The sequence below is a fragment of the Streptomyces sp. NPDC127038 genome (assembly GCF_042725875.1).
In the GTDB taxonomy this organism is placed as follows: Bacteria; Actinomycetota; Actinomycetes; order Streptomycetales; family Streptomycetaceae; genus Streptomyces.
This window is the reverse complement of the sequence record NZ_JBHXDQ010000056.1, coordinates 1-17,734: the sequence shown is the minus strand read 5'-3', so window position 1 is coordinate 17,734 and position 17,734 is coordinate 1. Positions and strand designations below refer to the sequence as shown.

Annotated in this window: 19 protein-coding genes; 9 read left to right on the top strand and 10 right to left on the bottom strand. The window is 70.9% G+C overall.

Going from position 1 to position 17,734, the window contains the following annotated elements; genetic code table 11:
* Nucleotides 1-192 precede the first annotated feature (192 nt).
* A complete protein-coding gene (locus ACFWI4_RS30615) occupies nt 193-900 on the top strand; it encodes a LuxR C-terminal-related transcriptional regulator (protein ID WP_385395580.1) in 708 nt (235 codons plus the stop codon).
* Between the two features lie 88 nt (nt 901-988).
* Here the strand turns inward: ACFWI4_RS30615 and ACFWI4_RS30610 are convergent, their stop codons facing one another.
* Genes ACFWI4_RS30610 through ACFWI4_RS30600 form a run of 3 tightly spaced genes read right to left on the bottom strand, consistent with a single transcriptional unit; the run spans nt 989 to nt 2,947 of the window.
* Nucleotides 989-1,885 carry an NAD(P)-dependent oxidoreductase gene (locus tag ACFWI4_RS30610; protein WP_387202784.1) on the bottom strand — a complete coding sequence of 299 codons (897 nt, stop codon included), beginning with the start codon at nt 1,883-1,885 and terminating at the stop codon, nt 989-991.
* A gap of 4 nt (nt 1,886-1,889) precedes the next feature.
* On the bottom strand, nt 1,890-2,087 hold the full coding sequence (locus tag ACFWI4_RS30605; RefSeq protein WP_387202781.1) for a DUF397 domain-containing protein: 198 nt from the start codon (nt 2,085-2,087) through the stop codon (nt 1,890-1,892).
* A gap of 8 nt (nt 2,088-2,095) precedes the next feature.
* Nucleotides 2,096-2,947: a helix-turn-helix domain-containing protein gene (locus tag ACFWI4_RS30600; protein WP_387202778.1), complete on the bottom strand. Its 852-nt coding sequence runs from the start codon at nt 2,945-2,947 to the stop codon at nt 2,096-2,098.
* Between the two features lie 236 nt (nt 2,948-3,183).
* Here ACFWI4_RS30600 and ACFWI4_RS30595 point away from each other — a divergent pair, with 236 nt between their 5' ends.
* Nucleotides 3,184-3,585 (top strand): ATP-binding protein, encoded by a 402-nt coding sequence (locus ACFWI4_RS30595; protein ID WP_387202775.1) that lies wholly within the window; start codon nt 3,184-3,186, stop codon nt 3,583-3,585.
* A gap of 1 nt (nt 3,586) precedes the next feature.
* Here ACFWI4_RS30595 and ACFWI4_RS30590 read toward each other — a convergent pair whose 3' ends face one another.
* The 3 genes from ACFWI4_RS30590 to ACFWI4_RS30580 all read right to left on the bottom strand — a co-directional run bounded on the left by ACFWI4_RS30590 (nt 3,587) and on the right by ACFWI4_RS30580 (nt 6,111).
* Complete coding sequence (locus ACFWI4_RS30590; RefSeq protein WP_387202772.1) at nt 3,587-3,895, bottom strand: hypothetical protein; 309 nt, start codon at nt 3,893-3,895, stop codon at nt 3,587-3,589.
* A 146-nt stretch (nt 3,896-4,041) separates the two neighbouring features.
* The gene (locus tag ACFWI4_RS30585) at nt 4,042-4,359 is read right to left on the bottom strand and encodes a hypothetical protein (RefSeq protein WP_387202769.1); all 318 of its coding nucleotides are present in this window, start codon (nt 4,357-4,359) and stop codon (nt 4,042-4,044) included.
* A 51-nt stretch (nt 4,360-4,410) separates the two neighbouring features.
* Nucleotides 4,411-6,111 (bottom strand): sodium:solute symporter family protein, encoded by a 1,701-nt coding sequence (locus ACFWI4_RS30580; RefSeq protein ID WP_387202767.1) that lies wholly within the window; start codon nt 6,109-6,111, stop codon nt 4,411-4,413.
* Between the two features lie 179 nt (nt 6,112-6,290).
* On the opposite strand from ACFWI4_RS30580, the gene galT reads away from it, so the two are divergent.
* Genes galT through galK form a run of 3 tightly spaced genes read left to right on the top strand, consistent with a single transcriptional unit; the run spans nt 6,291 to nt 9,499 of the window.
* A complete protein-coding gene (gene galT / locus ACFWI4_RS30575; RefSeq protein ID WP_387202764.1) occupies nt 6,291-7,379 on the top strand; it encodes a galactose-1-phosphate uridylyltransferase in 1,089 nt (362 codons plus the stop codon).
* Nucleotides 7,376-8,344, top strand: a complete 969-nt coding sequence (galE, locus tag ACFWI4_RS30570; protein WP_385395605.1) for a UDP-glucose 4-epimerase GalE — start codon at nt 7,376-7,378, stop codon at nt 8,342-8,344. The genes galT and galE overlap by 4 nt, the downstream gene beginning before the upstream one ends.
* A 12-nt stretch (nt 8,345-8,356) precedes the next feature.
* The gene (gene galK, locus ACFWI4_RS30565) at nt 8,357-9,499 is read left to right on the top strand and encodes a galactokinase (RefSeq protein ID WP_387202761.1); all 1,143 of its coding nucleotides are present in this window, start codon (nt 8,357-8,359) and stop codon (nt 9,497-9,499) included.
* 70 nt (nt 9,500-9,569) lie between these two features.
* Here galK and ACFWI4_RS30560 read toward each other — a convergent pair whose 3' ends face one another.
* The gene (locus ACFWI4_RS30560; protein WP_387202758.1) at nt 9,570-10,034 is read right to left on the bottom strand and encodes a GNAT family N-acetyltransferase; all 465 of its coding nucleotides are present in this window, start codon (nt 10,032-10,034) and stop codon (nt 9,570-9,572) included.
* A 256-nt stretch (nt 10,035-10,290) separates the two neighbouring features.
* On the opposite strand from ACFWI4_RS30560, the gene ACFWI4_RS30555 reads away from it, so the two are divergent.
* Entirely contained in the window at nt 10,291-11,058 is a 768-nt protein-coding gene (locus ACFWI4_RS30555; protein ID WP_355982190.1) for a response regulator transcription factor, read from the top strand.
* Here the strand turns inward: ACFWI4_RS30555 and ACFWI4_RS30550 are convergent.
* Complete coding sequence (locus ACFWI4_RS30550) at nt 11,017-11,514, bottom strand: MarR family winged helix-turn-helix transcriptional regulator (protein ID WP_261703948.1); 498 nt, start codon at nt 11,512-11,514, stop codon at nt 11,017-11,019. The two genes, ACFWI4_RS30555 and ACFWI4_RS30550, sit on opposite strands and share 42 nt — an antisense overlap.
* A gap of 181 nt (nt 11,515-11,695) precedes the next feature.
* Here ACFWI4_RS30550 and ACFWI4_RS30545 point away from each other — a divergent pair, with 181 nt between their 5' ends.
* The gene (locus ACFWI4_RS30545; protein WP_387202754.1) at nt 11,696-12,514 is read left to right on the top strand and encodes a trans-aconitate 2-methyltransferase; all 819 of its coding nucleotides are present in this window, start codon (nt 11,696-11,698) and stop codon (nt 12,512-12,514) included.
* Nucleotides 12,514-12,885, top strand: coding sequence for a VOC family protein (locus ACFWI4_RS30540; protein ID WP_385395616.1), 372 nt, complete (start codon nt 12,514-12,516; stop codon nt 12,883-12,885). Before ACFWI4_RS30545 ends, ACFWI4_RS30540 begins: the two co-directional genes overlap by 1 nt.
* A gap of 18 nt (nt 12,886-12,903) precedes the next feature.
* Here the strand turns inward: ACFWI4_RS30540 and ACFWI4_RS30535 are convergent, their stop codons facing one another.
* Nucleotides 12,904-13,584 carry a TetR/AcrR family transcriptional regulator gene (locus ACFWI4_RS30535; RefSeq protein WP_339129830.1) on the bottom strand — a complete coding sequence of 227 codons (681 nt, stop codon included), beginning with the start codon at nt 13,582-13,584 and terminating at the stop codon, nt 12,904-12,906.
* A complete protein-coding gene (locus tag ACFWI4_RS30530; RefSeq protein ID WP_387202750.1) occupies nt 13,581-14,594 on the bottom strand; it encodes an acyl-CoA desaturase in 1,014 nt (337 codons plus the stop codon). Before ACFWI4_RS30530 ends, ACFWI4_RS30535 begins: the two co-directional genes overlap by 4 nt.
* A gap of 351 nt (nt 14,595-14,945) precedes the next feature.
* On the opposite strand from ACFWI4_RS30530, the gene ppc reads away from it, so the two are divergent.
* The gene (ppc, locus tag ACFWI4_RS30525) at nt 14,946-17,690 is read left to right on the top strand and encodes a phosphoenolpyruvate carboxylase (RefSeq protein ID WP_387202747.1); all 2,745 of its coding nucleotides are present in this window, start codon (nt 14,946-14,948) and stop codon (nt 17,688-17,690) included.
* Nucleotides 17,691-17,734 lie beyond the last annotated feature (44 nt).

Below are 17,734 nucleotides of genomic sequence, written 5' to 3'. Positions count from 1 at the left end.
TCAGGGCCGGGGCCGTACACGTACCCCGCATCACTTCCTATTGGGTGGGATTTCGATATTCCGGGGCACTTCTCTCCAGTAGGGGAAGCGCAACGTCGAACAAGCGTGTAGCTTCCGGGGGATGGAGAGCCGGGGGGCTCCAAATCCACGGGGAACCAGTGGGGATGCTTGGGGGGACTGGGGGGTTGCCTGATGGGAGTCCGGCTCATGGTGGTCGACGACCACCGACTGCTCGCCGAGGCGCTGGCCTCGGCACTGAAGCTGCGCGGGCACCGGGTGCTCGCCGCGGCGGCACCCGCCGCGGGGGCGGCGGAGCTGGTGATCACGCGGGCACCCGAGGTGTGCCTGCTCGGCACGGCGACGCCCGCCGAACCGGGGATCTTCGACCCGGTGGTGCGGATCAAGAGGGAGCGCCCGCAGGTGGCGGTCCTGGTGCTCGGCCCGGTGCCGAACCCGCGCGGGATCGCCGCCGCGTTCGCCGCGGGCGCCTCGGGATACGTACGCCATGACGAGCGCATCGAGGGCGTCGAGCGCGCCATCATGAAGGCGAGGGCGGGGGAGGCGGCGGTCGCCCCGCAACTGCTCCAGGGCGCCTTCAGCGAGCTGCTCAACCCCGCCGCCCAGCCCGACGATGAGGGCCAGCGGCTGCTCCAGATGCTCACGCCCCGCGAGGTGGAGGTGCTGGTGCGGGTCGCCGAGGGCGAGGACACCCGGCTCATCGCGGCCGGCATGGGCATCGCCCCGTCCACGGCCCGCACCCATGTCCAGCGGGTGCTGATGAAACTGGGCGTGGGCTCGCGCCTGGAGGCGGCGGCGCTCGCGGCCCGCACGGGCCTGCTGGACCGCGCGGGCCTGATCCCGGCGCAGACACCGCACGGCGGCACGGACGGAGCCCGCTGAGACGACGAAGGCGGAAGCCCACGGGCTCACGGGTCTCCGGGCCTCCGGCCTACAGGCCCGCGGGTCTACGGCCCACCGGGCATCGGGGCTACGAGGACGGGGGCTTCCCCTCCTCGAAGCTGGCGAAGTACGCCGCGGCCATGTCCTCGTCCCCGTGGCCGAGGGCAGTGGCCCGGCGGAACCGTTCGGCGGCGGCCTCGGCGACGTCGAGACGCACTCCCTGCCGCCGTCCCGCCTCCACGATCAGGCGGGCGTCCTTCTCGGCGGTGCTGACGGCGAAGCTGGCCGGAGACAGCCGGTCCTGAAGGACGAGGGCGGCCTTGGCGTGCAGATAGCCCATGTCGAGCGGGCCGCCCTCGATGAGGCCGAAGAAGTCGTCGGGGTCCACACCGAGGCCCTCGGCCAGGGCGAGCGCCTCCCCGGTCGCGGCGGTGGCGGCGAGGACCCAGCTGTTGGCGACGAGCTTGAGCGCGGTGGCGCTGCCCGCCGCGCCGTCCTCGCCGGTCCACACCGTACGGGCCCCGACGGCGTCGAAGACGGGCGTCACCGTGTCACGGGCGGCGCTCGGACCGGCGGCGAGGACGGTCAGCTGTCCGGCCTCGGCGGGGGCGCGGGTCCCCAGGACGGGGGCGTCGAAGAAGACGAGCCCGTGCTCGTCCGCGAACCCGGCGAGCTCGCCGAGCGTTTCGGTCCCGGCGGTCGTGGACTGCACCCAGACGGCCCCGGCGCGCAGGGCGGGCGCGGCCCGGCGCATCACGTCGAGGACCGCCGGGCCGTCGTGAAGCATGGTCAGGACGACATCGGCGCCCCGCACGGCCTCCTCCGGGGTGTCCGCGACGTGCGCGCCGTCGGCGGCCAGGGGCTCGGCCTTGTCGCGGGTGCGGTTCCACACCCGGAGGGGGTGCCCGCTCCGCGCGAGGTTACGGGCCATGGCGGCCCCCATGATCCCGGTGCCGAGAACACTGACGGTGAGTTTGTCGGTCATGGGGTCAGCCTTCCCCCTCGGTCCTGTTCTTTATGTGGTTCAGGAGATGGACAAGGGCACCGGGGGCGGTCGAGAGCCGGGTGCCAGGGGTGTCGCTCTCGCGGAGGTGGGCGGTGCCGGGGGTGGTGGCCAGTTCCAGGCAGTTGTTGCCGTCGCCGCTTCCCGAGAAGGACGACTTCTGCCAGTTGTCGGGGGTGGTCACGGCGGACCTCACAGTTCCTTCGCCAGCCGGTGGATGAAGTCACGCGAACGGGTGGGTTCGAGCGACACAGCCTCCACCATATGGAAGAGCGTTCGAAAAGTGCCCAGTTGTGCCTCGGAGTCGATGAACACCACACCGTGCGGTGCGTCGCGTACCGCTGTGTCCAGCTTGGGCACGGCACCGCCCACGTACATCATCGCGTTCGTGGCTCCGGCGAAGCCGTCGAGTTCGAAGGGGATGACGCGCACGGTGATGTGGTCCGCTTCGGAGAGCTCCAGAATGCCCGCCAGTTGACGGTGAGCGGTTGTCCGGTCGCCGACCCTGATGCGCAGCGCCGCTTCGTGGATCACCGCCGTGTAGGGGACGGAGGCCTGGTCGGCGATGACGGTCTTGCGTTCCATTCGATGGCGGACGCGCAACTCGATCTCGTTGTCGGGCAGTCGGGGGACCCGGTACGCGAAGACGGCACGCGCATAGTCCTCCGTCTGGAAGAGGCCGGGGACATGCAGGAACTCCACGTCGAGCCGGTGCGTGGCGTGGTGCTCCAACTCGGCCAGGTCCAGGAACGGCGTGGGAAGCAGGCCCCGGTACACCTCCCACCAACCGTGTGTCCGGTCGGTCGCCATCCGCACCAGTGCCTCGATCAACTCCCCGTCCGTGCAGGAGTAGTGAGCCGCGAGACCTCGTACCCGCTCCTCGCTCACCCCCGCGATGCCGGACTCCATCTGGCTCATCTGGGCGGAGTCCGACCCGACGAGTGCGGCAGCCTCGCGTGCCTTGAGCCCTGCGGCCTCGCGCAGTTTCCGCAGCTCGATGCCCAGGCGCTCCTGGCGTGCGGTTGGCTGCCGTCTGCGCGGCATGGCTTCCTCCCTCGCCCCAACTGCCCTGGGGCAGTGACACCTTCGAGGGGAAGATTACGGCAGCGGCTTGCGCGGGCCCAAATTTTACCCATACCGTCGGTGACGCGACGCACACGCTGCGGAACCTCGGGGTACCCGGAAGCGCACCACTCCGTCCTGCCACGGCGGATGTGACACTGCCACCGCCCGCGCCCCAGCGAACTCCCGACTCCCCACACCAGAACCGGAGTTCAGCCATGCCCAGAACCGATCCCTGGACCTACTCCCTGCACATCCCCCACGACACCCGCGCCGTCACCGTCTGCCGTCGCACCGTCCGCCTGGTCCTGACCCTGCACGGGCTGATCCGCCTGGCGGACGTCGCCGAGCTGCTGGCGGCGGAGCTGGTCTCCAACGCCGTACGGCACACGAAGGGGCCCGCGGCCCTGCGGCTGGCCTGGCGGGGCGGGGTGCTGCGGATCGGCGCCTGGGACGCGAGCCCGGTGCCGCCGCCGTACGACCCGCCGGGCACCTCCGACGCGGAGGCGGGCCGGGGCCTGGCCCTGGTCCGCGCCTGCGCCGACGACTGGGGCTGGCATCCCCTGCGCCAGGGCGGCGACACCGGCAAGTACGTCTGGTGCGAACTGGCCGCCGCCTAGCTCAGCGGTAGCCGTCCTGGAGGATCTGCCGGGCCACTCTCGCACGGGCGCCCGCGAGTTCACCGGCGATCCGGTGCTCCCGTTCGTCGTCGGACACGACCGTGGGGGGCACGGCCTCCCCGATCAGCAGGCAGGCGTGGCGCAGATGGGTCGGCGGGTGGGTCGAGTCGACGCTGTGGCCTCGCAGGACACTGGCCCGGCGCTGACGGTCGCGCTCGTGTTCCGGCACGGACGCCAGGGCCGCGACGAGACGCTCCCACAGCCCGTCCGCCGGGTCGGCGGACGCCCCTCTGCGGCGAGGTCCGCTCAACGCCCCACGGCCCCTCCCCAGAGGCCGTCCGTACCCGTCCCGGCGAAGGGGGTCACAGAGGTTTGGCGACGTAAAGTGCCAGGTCCAGGAGCTTTGCGTGCACCGGGGCCGGAGTTCTGAGCGAACTCCGGCCCCGGGTAGGGGAGTCAGGCCGTCGGCGGAGCCTGCTCCTCGGCCGGAGTCTCCGGTGTCGTCGGCGGCAGCGGCCGCAGCCACAGCCAGGCCAGGAAGAACAGGCCGAGGGCGAGCATGCCCAGGCCGGTCCAGAGGTTGATGTTGATGCCGCCCGCCTTGGTGAGGTCGGCGTCGGAGGCGGTGATGCCGGCGATGGTCACGATGACGCCGTAGACCACGAACAGGCCGCCGATGATGCGGCGGATGTCGAACAGACGGGCGGCGGTCGCGGACTTCTTCTCAAGATCCGAGACCTGGCGCTGCGCGTCGCTTTCCGAATAGTCGGACATTGTTTCCTTATTCTCCCTCGTCGGAGTGGGCCGGGGCTCGTCGGAACGAGGTCAGAACGAGAACGGGATGTAGCAGGCGGCGGCCAGGATCATCGCGCCCCAGCCCAGCAGGGCGGGCTTGCGGTACCAGGCGTCGTCACCGGCGGCCGGCGGCTCGGCCATGCCCGGGGACACCGTGCCGTAGACCAGGCCCTCCAGCTCCCGCGCGGGCTTGGGGGCGGTGAAGAGCGAGACCCCGACCATCACCACGCCGCCGGCCACGAAGGCGACGATCGCGGAGACGAAGTTGGCGCCCTGGTCGGAGGGGAAGCCGATGACGCCCTGCTTGTAGAGGACGAAGTAGTTCACCATCGCGGCCGTCGTCCCGGCCAGCAGGCCCCAGAAGCCCGACTTCACCGACGCCCGCTTCCAGAACATGCCGATGATGAAGACCGCGAACATCGGCACGTTGAAGAAGGAGAAGAGCGTCTGGAGGTAGCTCATGATGTTGGAGAAGGACGAGGCCAGGAACGCCGTGCCGATCGACGCCAGGACGCCGATCACCGTGATCAGCCGGCCGAAGCGCACGTAGTAGCTGTCCTCCCGGTCGGTGACCACGTACTTCGCCCAGATGTCGGTGGTGAACACCGTGTTGAAGGACGAGACGTTCGCCGCCATGCCCGCCATGAACGCGGCCAGCAGCCCCGTCACCGCGATGCCGAGGACACCGTTCGGCAGCAGCTCCTGCATCAGGTACGGGATCGCGTCGTTGTACTGCAGACCCGAGGCGCTCGTACCGATCTTCGGGACGAGGACGGCCGCCACCAGGCCCGGGATCATCACCAGGAAGACGATGAAGATCTTGGGGTAGGCCGCGATGAGCGGGGTGCGCCGGGCGGCGGAGAGGTTCTTGGCCGACAGCGCGCGCTGCACCTCGGCGAAGTTCGTCGTCCAGTAGCCGAAGGAGAGCACGAAGCCGAGGCCGAGCACGATGGTCAGCCAGTTGGCGCCGAGCGGGTTGTCGCTGCCGATGCCCGTGCCGCCCCAGGCCGTCGTGAAGTCGGTGCCGTGGGTCTTGTCCAGGGAGGTGGTCAGGCCGTTCCAGCCGCCGACGCGGTGCAGGCCGAGCACGGCGATCGGGATCAGCGCCGCCAGGATCACGAAGAACTGGAGCACCTCGTTGTAGATCGCCGAGGAGAGTCCGCCCAGGGTGATGTACGCCAGGACGAAGAAGCCGGCGACCACGATGGCGACCCACTGCGGCCAGCCGAGCAGCGCCTCGACCACGATCGCGAGCGAGTAGAGGTTGACGCCGGCGATGAGGACGGCCGCGAAGGCGAACAGCACCGAACTCAGCAGGTGCGCCCATTTGTCGAAGCGCAGCAGCAGGAACTCGGGCACGGAGCGGACCTTGGAACCGTAGTAGAACGGCATCATCACCAGGCCGAGGAAGACCATCGCCGGGATGGCGCCGATCCAGTACCAGTGCACGGTGTAGACGCCGTACTGCGCGCTGTTGGCCGCCATGCCGAGGATCTCGGTGGCGCCCAGGTTGGCCGAGATGAAGGCCAGGCCGGTGATCCAGGCGGGCAGGGAGCGTCCCGACAGGAAGAAGTCGAGGCTCGTCCTGACCGAGCGCCGGGCCGCGAAGCCGATGCCCAGCACGACCACGAAGTAGATGCCGAGGATTGTGTAGTCGAGTGCGTTCGTGGGGAGTCGCAGCTCGACGGCGAGCAGGGTGCCCGGTTGGGGCGGATGTGTGGGGGACTGCATCAGAACTCGCTTCGTCGCATGAACCTATCGGACCGGAATCTATGCCTCCGCATTCAAGACATGCACCCTTCCGATGGTGACCTTTGTTTGATTGTGACGTTGACTGTGGTGGTGGCTTGTGGTTTGTTGTGTTCGGTTATGTTTGAAGGTTTGATCGGGTGCTGATGGGGAGTCCGACTGTGAAGAAGACCTCGACCCGGCTCGCCGACGGTCGTGAGCTCATCTACTACGACGCGGGCGACGACCAGGTGCGCGACGCGGTGGACCGGCGCCCGCTCGACCCCACCGTCACCACCTCCGAGGTGCGCCGCGACCCGCTGCTCGGCGACGCGGTCGCGATCGCCTCGCACCGCCAGGGGCGCATCTACCACCCCCCGGCCGACCAGTGCCCGCTGTGCCCGTCCTCGGACGGCAGGCTGAGCGAGATCCCCGACTCCTCGTACGACGTCGTGGTGTTCGAGAACCGCTTCCCCTCGCTCGCCGGCGACTCCGGCCGCTGCGAGGTCGTCTGCTTCACCTCCGACCACGACGCCTCCTTCGCGGACCTGACGGAGGCCCAGGCGGCCCTCGTCCTGGAGGCGTGGACGGACCGCACCGCCGAACTGTCCCATCTGCCCTCCGTCCGGCAGGTCTTCTGCTTCGAGAACCGTGGCGCCGAGATCGGTGTGACGCTCGGTCATCCGCACGGGCAGATCTACGGCTACCCCTTCGTCACGCCCCGTACCACGCTGATGCTGCGCTCGCTCGCCGCCCACAAGGAGGCGACCGGCGGGGAGAACCTGTTCGACGACGTCCTCGCGCGGGAGCTCGCGGACGGCTCGCGCGTCGTCCTGGAGAGCGAGCACTGGGCCGCCTTCGTCCCGTACGCGGCCCACTGGCCCTACGAGGTCCACCTCTACCCGCGCCGCCGCGTGCCCGACCTGCTCGGCCTCGACGACGCGGCGCGCACAGAGTTCCCCCAGGTCTATCTGGAACTCTTGAGACGCTTCGACCGGATCTTCGACGGACAGGGCGGTGGGAAGGACGGGACGGGCGAGCCGCCGACGCCGTACATCTCGGCGTGGCACCAGGCTCCCTTCGGCCCGCTGGAGGGGTTCGAAGGCGTCAACCGGGACGACTTCGCGCTCCACCTCGAGCTTTTCACCATTCGCCGCACTTCCGGCAAGCTGAAGTTCCTCGCGGGTTCCGAGTCCGGCATGAACGTGTTCATCAACGACGTGCCGCCGGAGACCGCGGCCCAGCGACTGCGAGAGGTAGCGAGTACATGAGTGGGAAGTACCTGGTCACGGGCGGAGCCGGCTATGTGGGCAGCGTGGTCGCGCGCCACCTGCTGGAGGCGGGCCACGAGGTCACCGTCCTCGACAACCTCTCGACGGGCTTCCGCGAGGGCGTGCCCGCCGGCGCCGCGTTCGTCGAGGGCGACATCCGCGACGCCGCCAAGTGGCTGGACCCCTCGTACGACGCCGTCCTGCACTTCGCCGCGTTCTCGCAGGTCGGCGAGTCCGTGGTGAAGCCCGAGAAGTACTGGGACAACAACGTCGGCGGCACCATGGCCCTGCTCGCGGCCATGCGCGAGGCGGGCGTGCGCAAGCTCGTCTTCTCCTCCACCGCCGCGACCTACGGCGAGCCCGAGACCACCCCGATCGTGGAGTCGGCGCCGACCCGGCCCACCAACCCCTACGGCGCCTCCAAGCTCGCCGTCGACCACATGATCACCGGCGAGGCCGCGGCGCACGGCCTCGGCGCCGTCTCCCTGCGCTACTTCAACGTGGCCGGCGCCTACGGCGAGAGCGGCGAGCGCCACGACCCCGAGTCGCACCTGATCCCGCTGGTCCTCCAGGTCGCCCAGGGCCGCCGCGAGGCGATCTCCGTCTACGGCGACGACTACCCGACGCCGGACGGCACCTGCGTCCGCGACTACATCCATGTCGCGGACCTCGCCGAGGCGCACCTGCTGGCGGTCGAGGCCGCCACCCCCGGCGAGCACCTGATCTGCAACCTCGGCAACGGCAACGGCTTCTCCGTCCGCGAGGTCATCGAGACGGTGCGCCAGGTGACCGGACACCCGATCCCCGAGGTCATGGCCCCGCGCCGGGCCGGGGACCCGGCGGTCCTGGTCGCCTCGGCCGAGACCGCACGTGAGCGGCTCGGCTGGAACCCGTCCCGCGCGGATCTCGCGGGGATCGTCGCGGACGCGTGGGAGTTCGCACAGAAGAGCACGGCGAAGGGGTAACAGGTGGAGCAGGTGGGGGTACGTGAGGGCTTCGAGGAGCTGTACGGCGCCGCGCCCGAGGGCGTCTGGGCGGCACCCGGCAGGGTCAACCTGATCGGCGAGTACACCGACTTCAACGAGGGGTTCGTGATGCCGCTCGCGCTGCCGCACACGGCGGTCGCGGCGGTGTCCCGCCGGTCCGACGGCATACTGCGGCTGCACTCGGCGGACATCGACGGACCCGTCGTCGAGCTGCGCGTCGACGAGCTGACGCCCCGGTCGGACACCGGCTGGGCCGCCTATCCGGCGGGTGTGGTGTGGGCGCTGCGCGAGGCCGGCCACGCCGTCGGCGGCGCGGACATCCACCTCGCCTCCACGGTCCCCACCGGCGCCGGGCTGTCCTCCTCGGCGGCCCTTGAGGTCGTCACCGCCCTCGCCCTCGACGAGCTGTACGGGCTCGGGCTCAGCCGGCCCGAGCTGGCCCGGCTCGCCCAGCGCGCGGAGAACGACTTCGTCGGCGTGCCCTGCGGGGTCATGGACCAGACGGCGTCGGCGTGCTGCACCGAGGGGCACGCCCTGCACCTCGACTGCCGTGACCTGTCGATCCGCCAGGTGCCCTTCGACCTCGCCTCCCAGGGGCTCGAACTCCTCGTCGTCGACACCCGGGTGAAGCACGCGCTCGGCGACGGGGCGTACGCGGAGCGGCGGGCGGGGTGCGAGGAGGGGGCGCGGCAGCTGGGCGTCTCCCATCTGCGCGATGTCGCGTACGAGGACCTCGACGCGGCCCTCGGCCGGCTCTCCGACGAACGCGTCCGCCGTTACGTCCGGCACGTGGTCTCCGACGACCACCGGGTGGACCGGGTCATCTCCCTGCTGGACGCGGGGGACGTCCGGGCGATCGGGCCCGTCCTGACGGACGGTCACGCCTCGCTGCGGGACGATCTGCGGATCTCCTGCGCCGAGTTGGATCTCGCGGTCTCCGCGGCGAACTCCGCGGGTGCGCTGGGGGCGCGGATGACGGGTGGGGGTTTCGGGGGGTCCGCGGTGGTGCTGCTCGAAGCGGCTGATGTCGACTCGGTCACCAAGGCGCTGCTTGAGGCCTTTGCCGGGGCCGGGTTCACGGCTCCGCGGGTGTTTCCTGCCGTTCCCTCGGCAGGGGCCCGGCGGATCGGCTGACCCACAGCTTCTTTCGCCCCCTCCGCCCCTTCCCGTCCCGTACCCGGGGCTCCGCCCCGGACCCCGCTCCTCAAACGCCGGAGGGGCTGAAATGCTTCGTCAAGGTGTACTCCGTGATTCCCGGGGGGTAGTCGGGGATCACGGAGACCACCTCGTAGCCCTGTTTGCGGTAGAAGTCCGGGGCCTGGAAGTCCCAGGTCTCCACGCGGGCCGCGGTGCAGCCGCGTCCGGTGGCGGCCCGTTCGGCCTCGGCCAGGAGCCGGGTGCCCAGGCCCGCGCCCCGGTGGCGGTCGTCGACCCACAGATAGGTGACGTGCAGCCAGGCCGTCCAGGTGTGCCCCGCGAGTCCGCCGGCGAGTTCGCCGTCCTCGTCCAACGCCCATACGTGGAGTGGGAGTTCACGCTCAGCCGGGGTTCCGCGCAGCGCGCGCAGCACCGGGGACGCCGCCGTGTTCGTGTCCAACAGCCGCCTGCGGAGCAGATCCCGACGCTCCTTGTCGTCTTCTGTCTCGATACGAAACATACGACTCACCATAAACGCGCTGGCCAACCAGTTCTGCAAATTGCCTTCCGCTCCTCGCCCCCGGCCGTACTCTGATGAACGGTGCCGGTGGGGGCCGGTGCCGATCAGGGGGCGAGACAGTCGGGTACGACGCCCGAAGTGGGGGTAGCACTTCCAGCACGGCGGCGGCCGTGCGGCGGAGGCACCCCGTTTTCCGGGTCGCAAGCGGGCCCGGGATCACCTCGGGCGCCGTACCCGTACGGATCGTCCCCCGACAGTGGGGGTTTCTGTGGTTCGCATCCGAGTACTGGTCGTCGACGACCATCGTATCTTCGCCGAGTCGCTCGCCGCCGCGCTCGCGGCCGAGCCCGACGTCGACGTGTCCGCCGCCGGCAGCGGTCCGGCCGCGCTGCGCTGCCTCGAACGCGCGGCGGCCGAGGGCCGCCGCTTCGACGTGCTGCTCGTCGACGCCGACCTGGGCGGCAATCTGCCCGGGATGCGTCCGGCGGTGCCCGTCCAGGAGAGCAACGAGGACGGCCTGGTCGACGGCATCTCGCTCGTCGCCGGGGTGCGCTCCGGGCAGCCGGGCGTACGGACCGTGGTGCTGGCCGAGAAGGACGACCCGCGCCGGGCCGCGCTCGCCCTCCAGGCGGGAGCCTCGGGCTGGGTGGCCAAGGACTGCTCGCTGTCGCGTCTGCTCACGGTCATACGGGGAGTGCTGCGCGACGAGACGCATCTGCCGCCCGCCCTGCTCACCGGCGTGCTCCGCGAACTCACCGCCGCGCGCAAGCACCGCACCGAGAGCGAGCGGCTCGTCGAGTCGCTGACGCCCCGCGAGCGCGAGGTGCTGCGGTGCATGGTCGCCGGGCTCGGACGCAAGGCGGTGGCGGAGCGGCTGTTCCTGTCGCCGCACACCGTCCGCACCCATATGCAGAACGTCCTCGGGAAGCTCGGGGTGCACTCCACCCTCGCCGCCGTGGCCCTGGCCAGGCGCGCCGGGGTCGGACCCGTCGACCTAGCCGGGGATGTTGTCGAACGGGGCGGTCAACTGGCGTAGCAGTCCGGCCAGTTCACCGCGCTGGGCGCGGCTCAGCTCGGCGAGGATCGCCCGTTCCTGGTCGAGCAGACCGGCCAGCGCCTGGTCGGCGCGGTCGCAGCCCTCGTCCGTGAGGCGGACGAGCACGCCCCTGCGGTCGCTCGGGTCCGGGAGGCGTTCCACCAGACCCTTCTTGGTCAGCCGGTCGATGCGGTTCGTCATCGTGCCCGAGGTGACGAGCGTCTGGGTCAGCAGCTGTCCGGGCGAGAGCTGGTACGGGGATCCCGCGCGCCGCAGCGCGGTCAGGACGTCGAACTCCCAGGGCTCCAGGCTGTGCTCGGCGAAAGCGAGTCGGCGCGCACGGTCCAGGTGCCGGGCCAGCCTGCTCACCCGGCTGAGCACCTCGAGCGGTTCCACGTCGAGGTCCGGGCGCTCCCGGCGCCACGCAGCGACCAGCCGATCGACCTCGTCCTCCATGACGATCAGTGTAGTGGTTGTGTCGACATGAAGTCTCTTGATGTGGAGTCTCTTGAAGGCGAGTCTCTTGACGTCGAGATAGTTCTCCTGTGAGGCTGGAGATCCGAACGGTCCGGCCGGCGCGCCTTTCGTACGGACCGCGACCCGCCGCGACCCGCCGCGACTTCCGAGGAGGCCACCCATGACCGCCGCCCCCACCCCGACCTGGGACCCCGGCCAGTACCTGCGTCACTCCCGGCACCGGGCCCGCCCCTTCGCCGACCTCCTGGCCCAGGTCGGCGACCTGCCGGGCGACCCGGCCCGCATCGCCGACCTCGGCTGCGGCCCCGGCAACGTCACCGCCCAGCTCGCCGTCCGCTGGCCCACCGCGCACATCACCGGCTACGACAACTCCGCCGACATGCTCGCCCGCACCGAGGAGCACGCCGGTCCCACGGCCGGCGGCGGACGCCTCGACTTCGCCCACGCCGACCTCACCGACTGGGCGCCCGCCGGGACGTACGACCTGATCACCTCGAACGCCGCCCTCCAGTGGGTGCCCGGACACCTGGAGTCGCTTCCCGGCTGGCTCGACGCCCTCGCGCCCGGCGGCACCCTCGCCTTCCAGATGCCCCGCAACACCGACGCCCCGCTGCACGTCCTCCTGCGGGAACTCGCCACCTCCCCGCGCTGGAAGGGCCTCCTCGGCGGCACCCTCCGCCCCGCCGACTCCGTCCACGACCCGCTCGTCTACCTGGACCGGCTGGAGGACGCCGGCTGCCGCACGGACGTCTGGGAGACCACGTACATGCAGCTGCTGACCGGGCCCGACCCCGTGCTCGACTGGGCGAAGGGGACCGCGATGCGGCCCGTGCTGACCGCCCTGGCGGACGACCCCGAGGCCGCCGAGGCCTTCGTCACCGCCTACCGGGACCTGCTCCGCGAGGCCTACCCGGCCAGGGCCCACGGCACCGTGCTGCCGTTCCGCAGGCTGTTCGCCGTGGCCCGCAAGGAGGCCTGATGCTCACCGCGCTCGACCATGTGCAGCTCGCCGCCCCGCCCGGCTCCGAGGACCGGCTGCGCGCGTACTACGGGGACGCCCTCGGGATGACCGAGGTGCCCAAGCCGCCCGTCCTCGCCGCACGCGGGGGCTGCTGGTTCGAGGCGGGAGCCGTCCGGCTGCACCTGGGGACCGAGGACCCCTTCCGCCCGGCGAGGAAGGCCCACCCCGGGCTGCGCGTCACCGGCATCGACGCCCTCGCCGCCCGGATCGCCGCCACCGGCGCCCCCGTCACCTGGGACGAGGACCTGCCCGGCCACCGGCGCTTCTTCTCCGAGGACCCCGTCGGCAACCGCCTCGAATTCCTGGAGCCGCTCCCGGCCCGGGACTGAGCCGGGAGCGCGCGGCCCTCAGGCCTTGCGATGCCCTATCAGCCGCGGTTTCGGCTCCAGGCCGTCCAGACCGTGCCACGCCAGGTTCACCAGGTGCGCGGCCACCTCCGCCTTGCGCGGCTTGCGGACGTCCAGCCACCACTGGCCCGTCAGCGCGACCATGCCCACCAGGGCCTGGGCGTACAGCGGCGCCAGCTTCGAGTCGAAGCCGCGGCTCTTGAACTCGCGGCCCAGGATGTCCTCCACCTGGGTGGCGATGTCCGAGATCAGCGACGCGAACGACCCCGTCGACTGCGGGATGGGGGAGTCACGGACCAGGATGCGGAAGCCGTCCGTGTACTCCTCGATGTAGTCCAGGAGAGCGAATGCCGCCTGCTCGCACAGCTCGCGGGGGTGGCCCGCGGTCAGCGAGCCGGTCACCATGTCGAGCAGCCGCCGCATCTCACGGTCCACCACCACCGCGTACAGCCCCTCCTTGCCGCCGAAGTGCTCGTACACCACGGGCTTGGAGACACCGGCCTTGGCGGCGATCTCCTCCACCGACGTGCCCTCGAAGCCCTTGGCGGCGAACAGGGTGCGGCCGATCTCCAGCAGCTGCTGACGGCGCTCGGCGCCGGTCATGCGGGTGCGGCGCGCGCGCCGCGGCTTCTCGGTGCTGCTCGGGGTGCTGCTGGAGTCGGTCGCCACGCCGTCAATCATGCCGCTTCAGCGGTTTCCGTCTTGCGTCGGGAGCCGTTCCCACCCTCGTTGCGACGCGAATCGATACGCGAGCGTGACGGCCAGCGCACGTCGTAGGCCCATCCGAGCTGCTCGCACCAGCGGATGATCCGCGCCGAGGAGTCGAGCTGGCCGCGGTCCACCCCGTGCCGGGCGGACGTCGGGTCGGAGTGGTGAAGGTTGTGCCAGGACTCGCCGCACGAGAGGACCGCCAGCCACCACACGTTGCCCGAACGGTCACGCGACTTGAACGGACGCTTGCCGACCGCGTGACAGATCGAGTTGATCGACCAGGTCACGTGGTGCAGCAGAGCCACCCGAACGAGGGACCCCCAGAAGAACCCGGTGAACGCGCCCCACCACGACATCGTCACCAGACCGCCGATCAGGGCCGGCAGCGCGAGCGAGAGCAGCGTCCAGAGGATGAACTGACGCGAGATCGCCCGGATCACCGGGTCCCTGACCAGGTCGGGCGCGTACTTCTCCTGCGAGGTCCGTTCCTCGTCGAACATCCATCCGATGTGCGCCCACCACAGGCCCTTCATCAGGGCCGGAACCGTCTCGCCGTACCGCCAGGGCGAGTGCGGGTCGCCCTCGGCGTCGGAGAACTTGTGGTGCTTGCGGTGGTCGGCGACCCAGCGCACGAGGGGACCCTCGACCGCCATCGAGCCCGCGATCGCGACGGCGATCCGCAGCGGACGCTTCGCCTTGAAGGAGCCGTGGGTGAAGTAGCGGTGGTAGCCGATCGTCACGCCGTGGCAGCCCAGGTAGTAGAAGAAGACCAGCAGGCCGACGTCCAGCCAGCTCAGCCCCCATCCCCAGGCCAGCGGTACCGCCGCGAGCAGGGCGAGGAACGGAACGCAGATGAAGAGGAGGAGGGTGATCTGTTCGAGTGACCCCTTCCTCTCGCCGCCGAGGGTCGCGGCGGGGAGCGAGGTGTCGTCGCCGTCCGCCCGCGGGGCGTCGTCGATCACATCGGAACTCGTGGTCATGGTGGCGTCCCCTGTGGGGTTCGAGGGTGAGGAACGACGGGGAAGGGTCCGGGTGCGCACCCCAGGGTCCCCCCGCCGTCCGACGGGAATACCTACGGGTCCGTAACCTACGGCGTCGTAAGTATGTCAGCGCGTAGCCCGGCGGCAAGAGCCCGTGAGCCTGCGCGTCCGAGGGGACACCTATCCTTGGAGTCGGTCGGACAGCGCGGTCCGCTCTGATTTCTTCCCGGATGCCACCTCCCCAAGCGGCACCCGCCGCGCGCGGTCGCCACCCGGGTTCCCTCCCAGACGAGCTTCAGACGAGATTCCCCACTCTTCAGACGAGCTTCACCACTGCAAGGAGCCGCACCTGTGAGCAGTGCCGACGACCAGACCACGACGACCAGCAGCGAACTGCGCGCCGACATCCGCCGGCTGGGCGACCTGCTCGGCGAGACCCTCGTACGGCAGGAGGGCCCCGAGCTCCTGGAACTGGTCGAGAAGGTCCGCCGCCTGACCCGCGAGGACGGAGACGCCGCCGCCGAGCTGCTGCGCGGCACCGAACTGGAGACCGCCGCCAAGCTGGTCCGCGCCTTCTCGACCTACTTCCACCTCGCCAACGTCACCGAGCAGGTGCACCGCGGCCGAGAGCTGCGTGCCAAGCGCGCCGCCGAGGGCGGCCTCCTCGCCCGGACGGCCGACCGCCTCAAGGACGCCGACCCCGAGCACCTGCGCGAGACGGTCAAGAACCTCAACGTCCGCCCCGTCTTCACCGCCCACCCCACCGAGGCGGCCCGGCGTTCGGTCCTCAACAAGCTGCGGCGCATCGCCGCGCTCCTGGAGACCCCGGTCATCGAGGCCGACCGCCGCCGCTACGACACCCGCCTCGCCGAGAACATCGACCTGGTGTGGCAGACCGACGAGCTCCGGGTCGTCCGCCCCGAGCCCGCCGACGAGGCCCGCAACGCCATCTACTACCTGGACGAGCTGCACGCCGGCGCCGTCGGCGACGTCCTGGAGGACCTCACCGCCGAACTCGAACGCGTCGGCGTCGCCCTTCCGGACGACACCCGCCCGCTCACCTTCGGCACCTGGATCGGCGGCGACCGCGACGGCAACCCGAACGTCACCCCCGCCGTCACCTGGGACGTGCTGATCCTCCAGCACGAGCACGGCATCAACGACGCCCTGGACCTCGTCGACGAGCTCCGCGGCTTCCTGTCGAACTCCATCCGCTACACCGGCGCGAACGAGGACCTCCTCGATTCCCTCCAGAGCGACCTGGAGCGCCTGCCGGAGATCAGCCCCCGCTACAAGCGCCTCAACGCCGAGGAGCCCTACCGCCTCAAGGCCACCTGCATCCGGCAGAAGCTGGAGAACACCAAGGTCCGCCTGGCCAAGGGCACGCCCCACGAGGACGGCCGCGACTACCTCGGCACCGCCGAGCTGCTGCGCGACCTCACCCTCGTCCAGACCTCGCTGCGCGAGCACCGCGGCGGCCTGATCGCCGACGGCCGGATGAACCGCACCATCCGCACCCTCGCCGCGTTCGGTCTCCAGCTCGCCACCATGGACGTACGCGAGCACGCGGACGCCCACCACCACGCCCTCGGCCAGCTCTTCGACCGCCTCGGCGAGGAGTCCTGGCGCTACGTGGACATGCCGCGCGACTACCGCGCCAAGCTCCTCGCCAAGGAACTGCGCTCGCGCCGCCCGCTCGCCCCCACCCCCGCGCCGCTCGACGCCGCAGGGCAGAAGACCCTCGGCGTCTTCGAGACCGTCAAGCGGGCCCTGAAGGTCTTCGGCCCCGAGGTCATCGAGTCGTACATCATCTCGATGTGCCAGGGCGCCGACGACGTCTTCGCCGCCGCCGTCCTCGCCCGCGAGGCCGGACTGCTCGACCTGCACGCCGGCTGGGCCAAGATCGGCATCGTGCCGCTCCTGGAGACCACCGACGAGCTCAAGGCCGCGGACACGATCCTGGAGGACATGCTCTCCGACCCCTCGTACCGCCGTCTGGTGGCGCTGCGCGGGGACGTCCAGGAGGTCATGCTCGGCTACTCCGACTCCTCCAAGTTCGGCGGCATCACCACCTCGCAGTGGGAGATCCACCGCGCCCAGCGCCGGCTGCGCGACGTCGCCCACCGCTACGGCGTGCGCCTGCGCCTCTTCCACGGCCGCGGCGGCACCGTCGGCCGCGGCGGCGGCCCCTCGCACGACGCGATCCTCGCCCAGCCCTGGGGCACCCTGGAGGGCGAGATCAAGGTGACCGAGCAGGGCGAGGTCATCTCCGACAAGTACCTGGTCCCCTCGCTGGCCCGCGAGAACCTCGAACTGACCGTCGCCGCCACGCTCCAGGCGTCCGCCCTGCACACCGCGCCCCGCCAGTCCGACGAGGCGCTCGCCCGCTGGGACGCGGCCATGGACGTCGTCTCCGACGCCGCCCACTCCGCGTACCGCAGGCTGGTCGAGGACCCCGACCTGCCGACGTACTTCCTCGCCTCCACGCCGGTCGACCAGCTCGCCGACCTGCACCTGGGCTCGCGGCCCTCCCGCCGCCCCGGCTCGGGCGTCTCGCTCGACGGACTGCGCGCCATCCCGTGGGTCTTCGGCTGGACCCAGTCCCGGCAGATCGTGCCCGGCTGGTTCGGCGTCGGCTCCGGCCTCAAGGCGCTGCGCGAGGCAGGCATGCGGCAGGAGGGGGACACCGTGTTGGACGAGATGCACGAGCAGTGGCACTTCTTCCGGAACTTCCTCTCGAACGTCGAGATGACCCTCGCGAAGACCGATCTGCGGATCGCCCGCCACTACGTCGACACCCTCGTCCCGGACAACCTCAAGCACGTCTTCGACGTCATCGAGGCCGAGCACGAGCTGACCGTGCGCGAGGTGCTGCGCATCACCGGCGGCGAGAAGCTGCTCGACACCAACCCGGTGCTCCAGCAGACCTTCGCCATCCGTGACGCCTACCTGGACCCGATCTCCTACCTCCAGGTCGCCCTCCTCAAGCGCCAGCGCGACGAGGCCACGGCCGGACAGACGCCGGACCCGCTGCTCTCGCGGGCCCTGCTCCTGACCGTCAACGGTGTCGCGGCGGGTCTGCGCAACACCGGCTGAGCCGTCGTCCGCCGGGCCCGGCCGGCCGGCGGACAGCGTAGAGG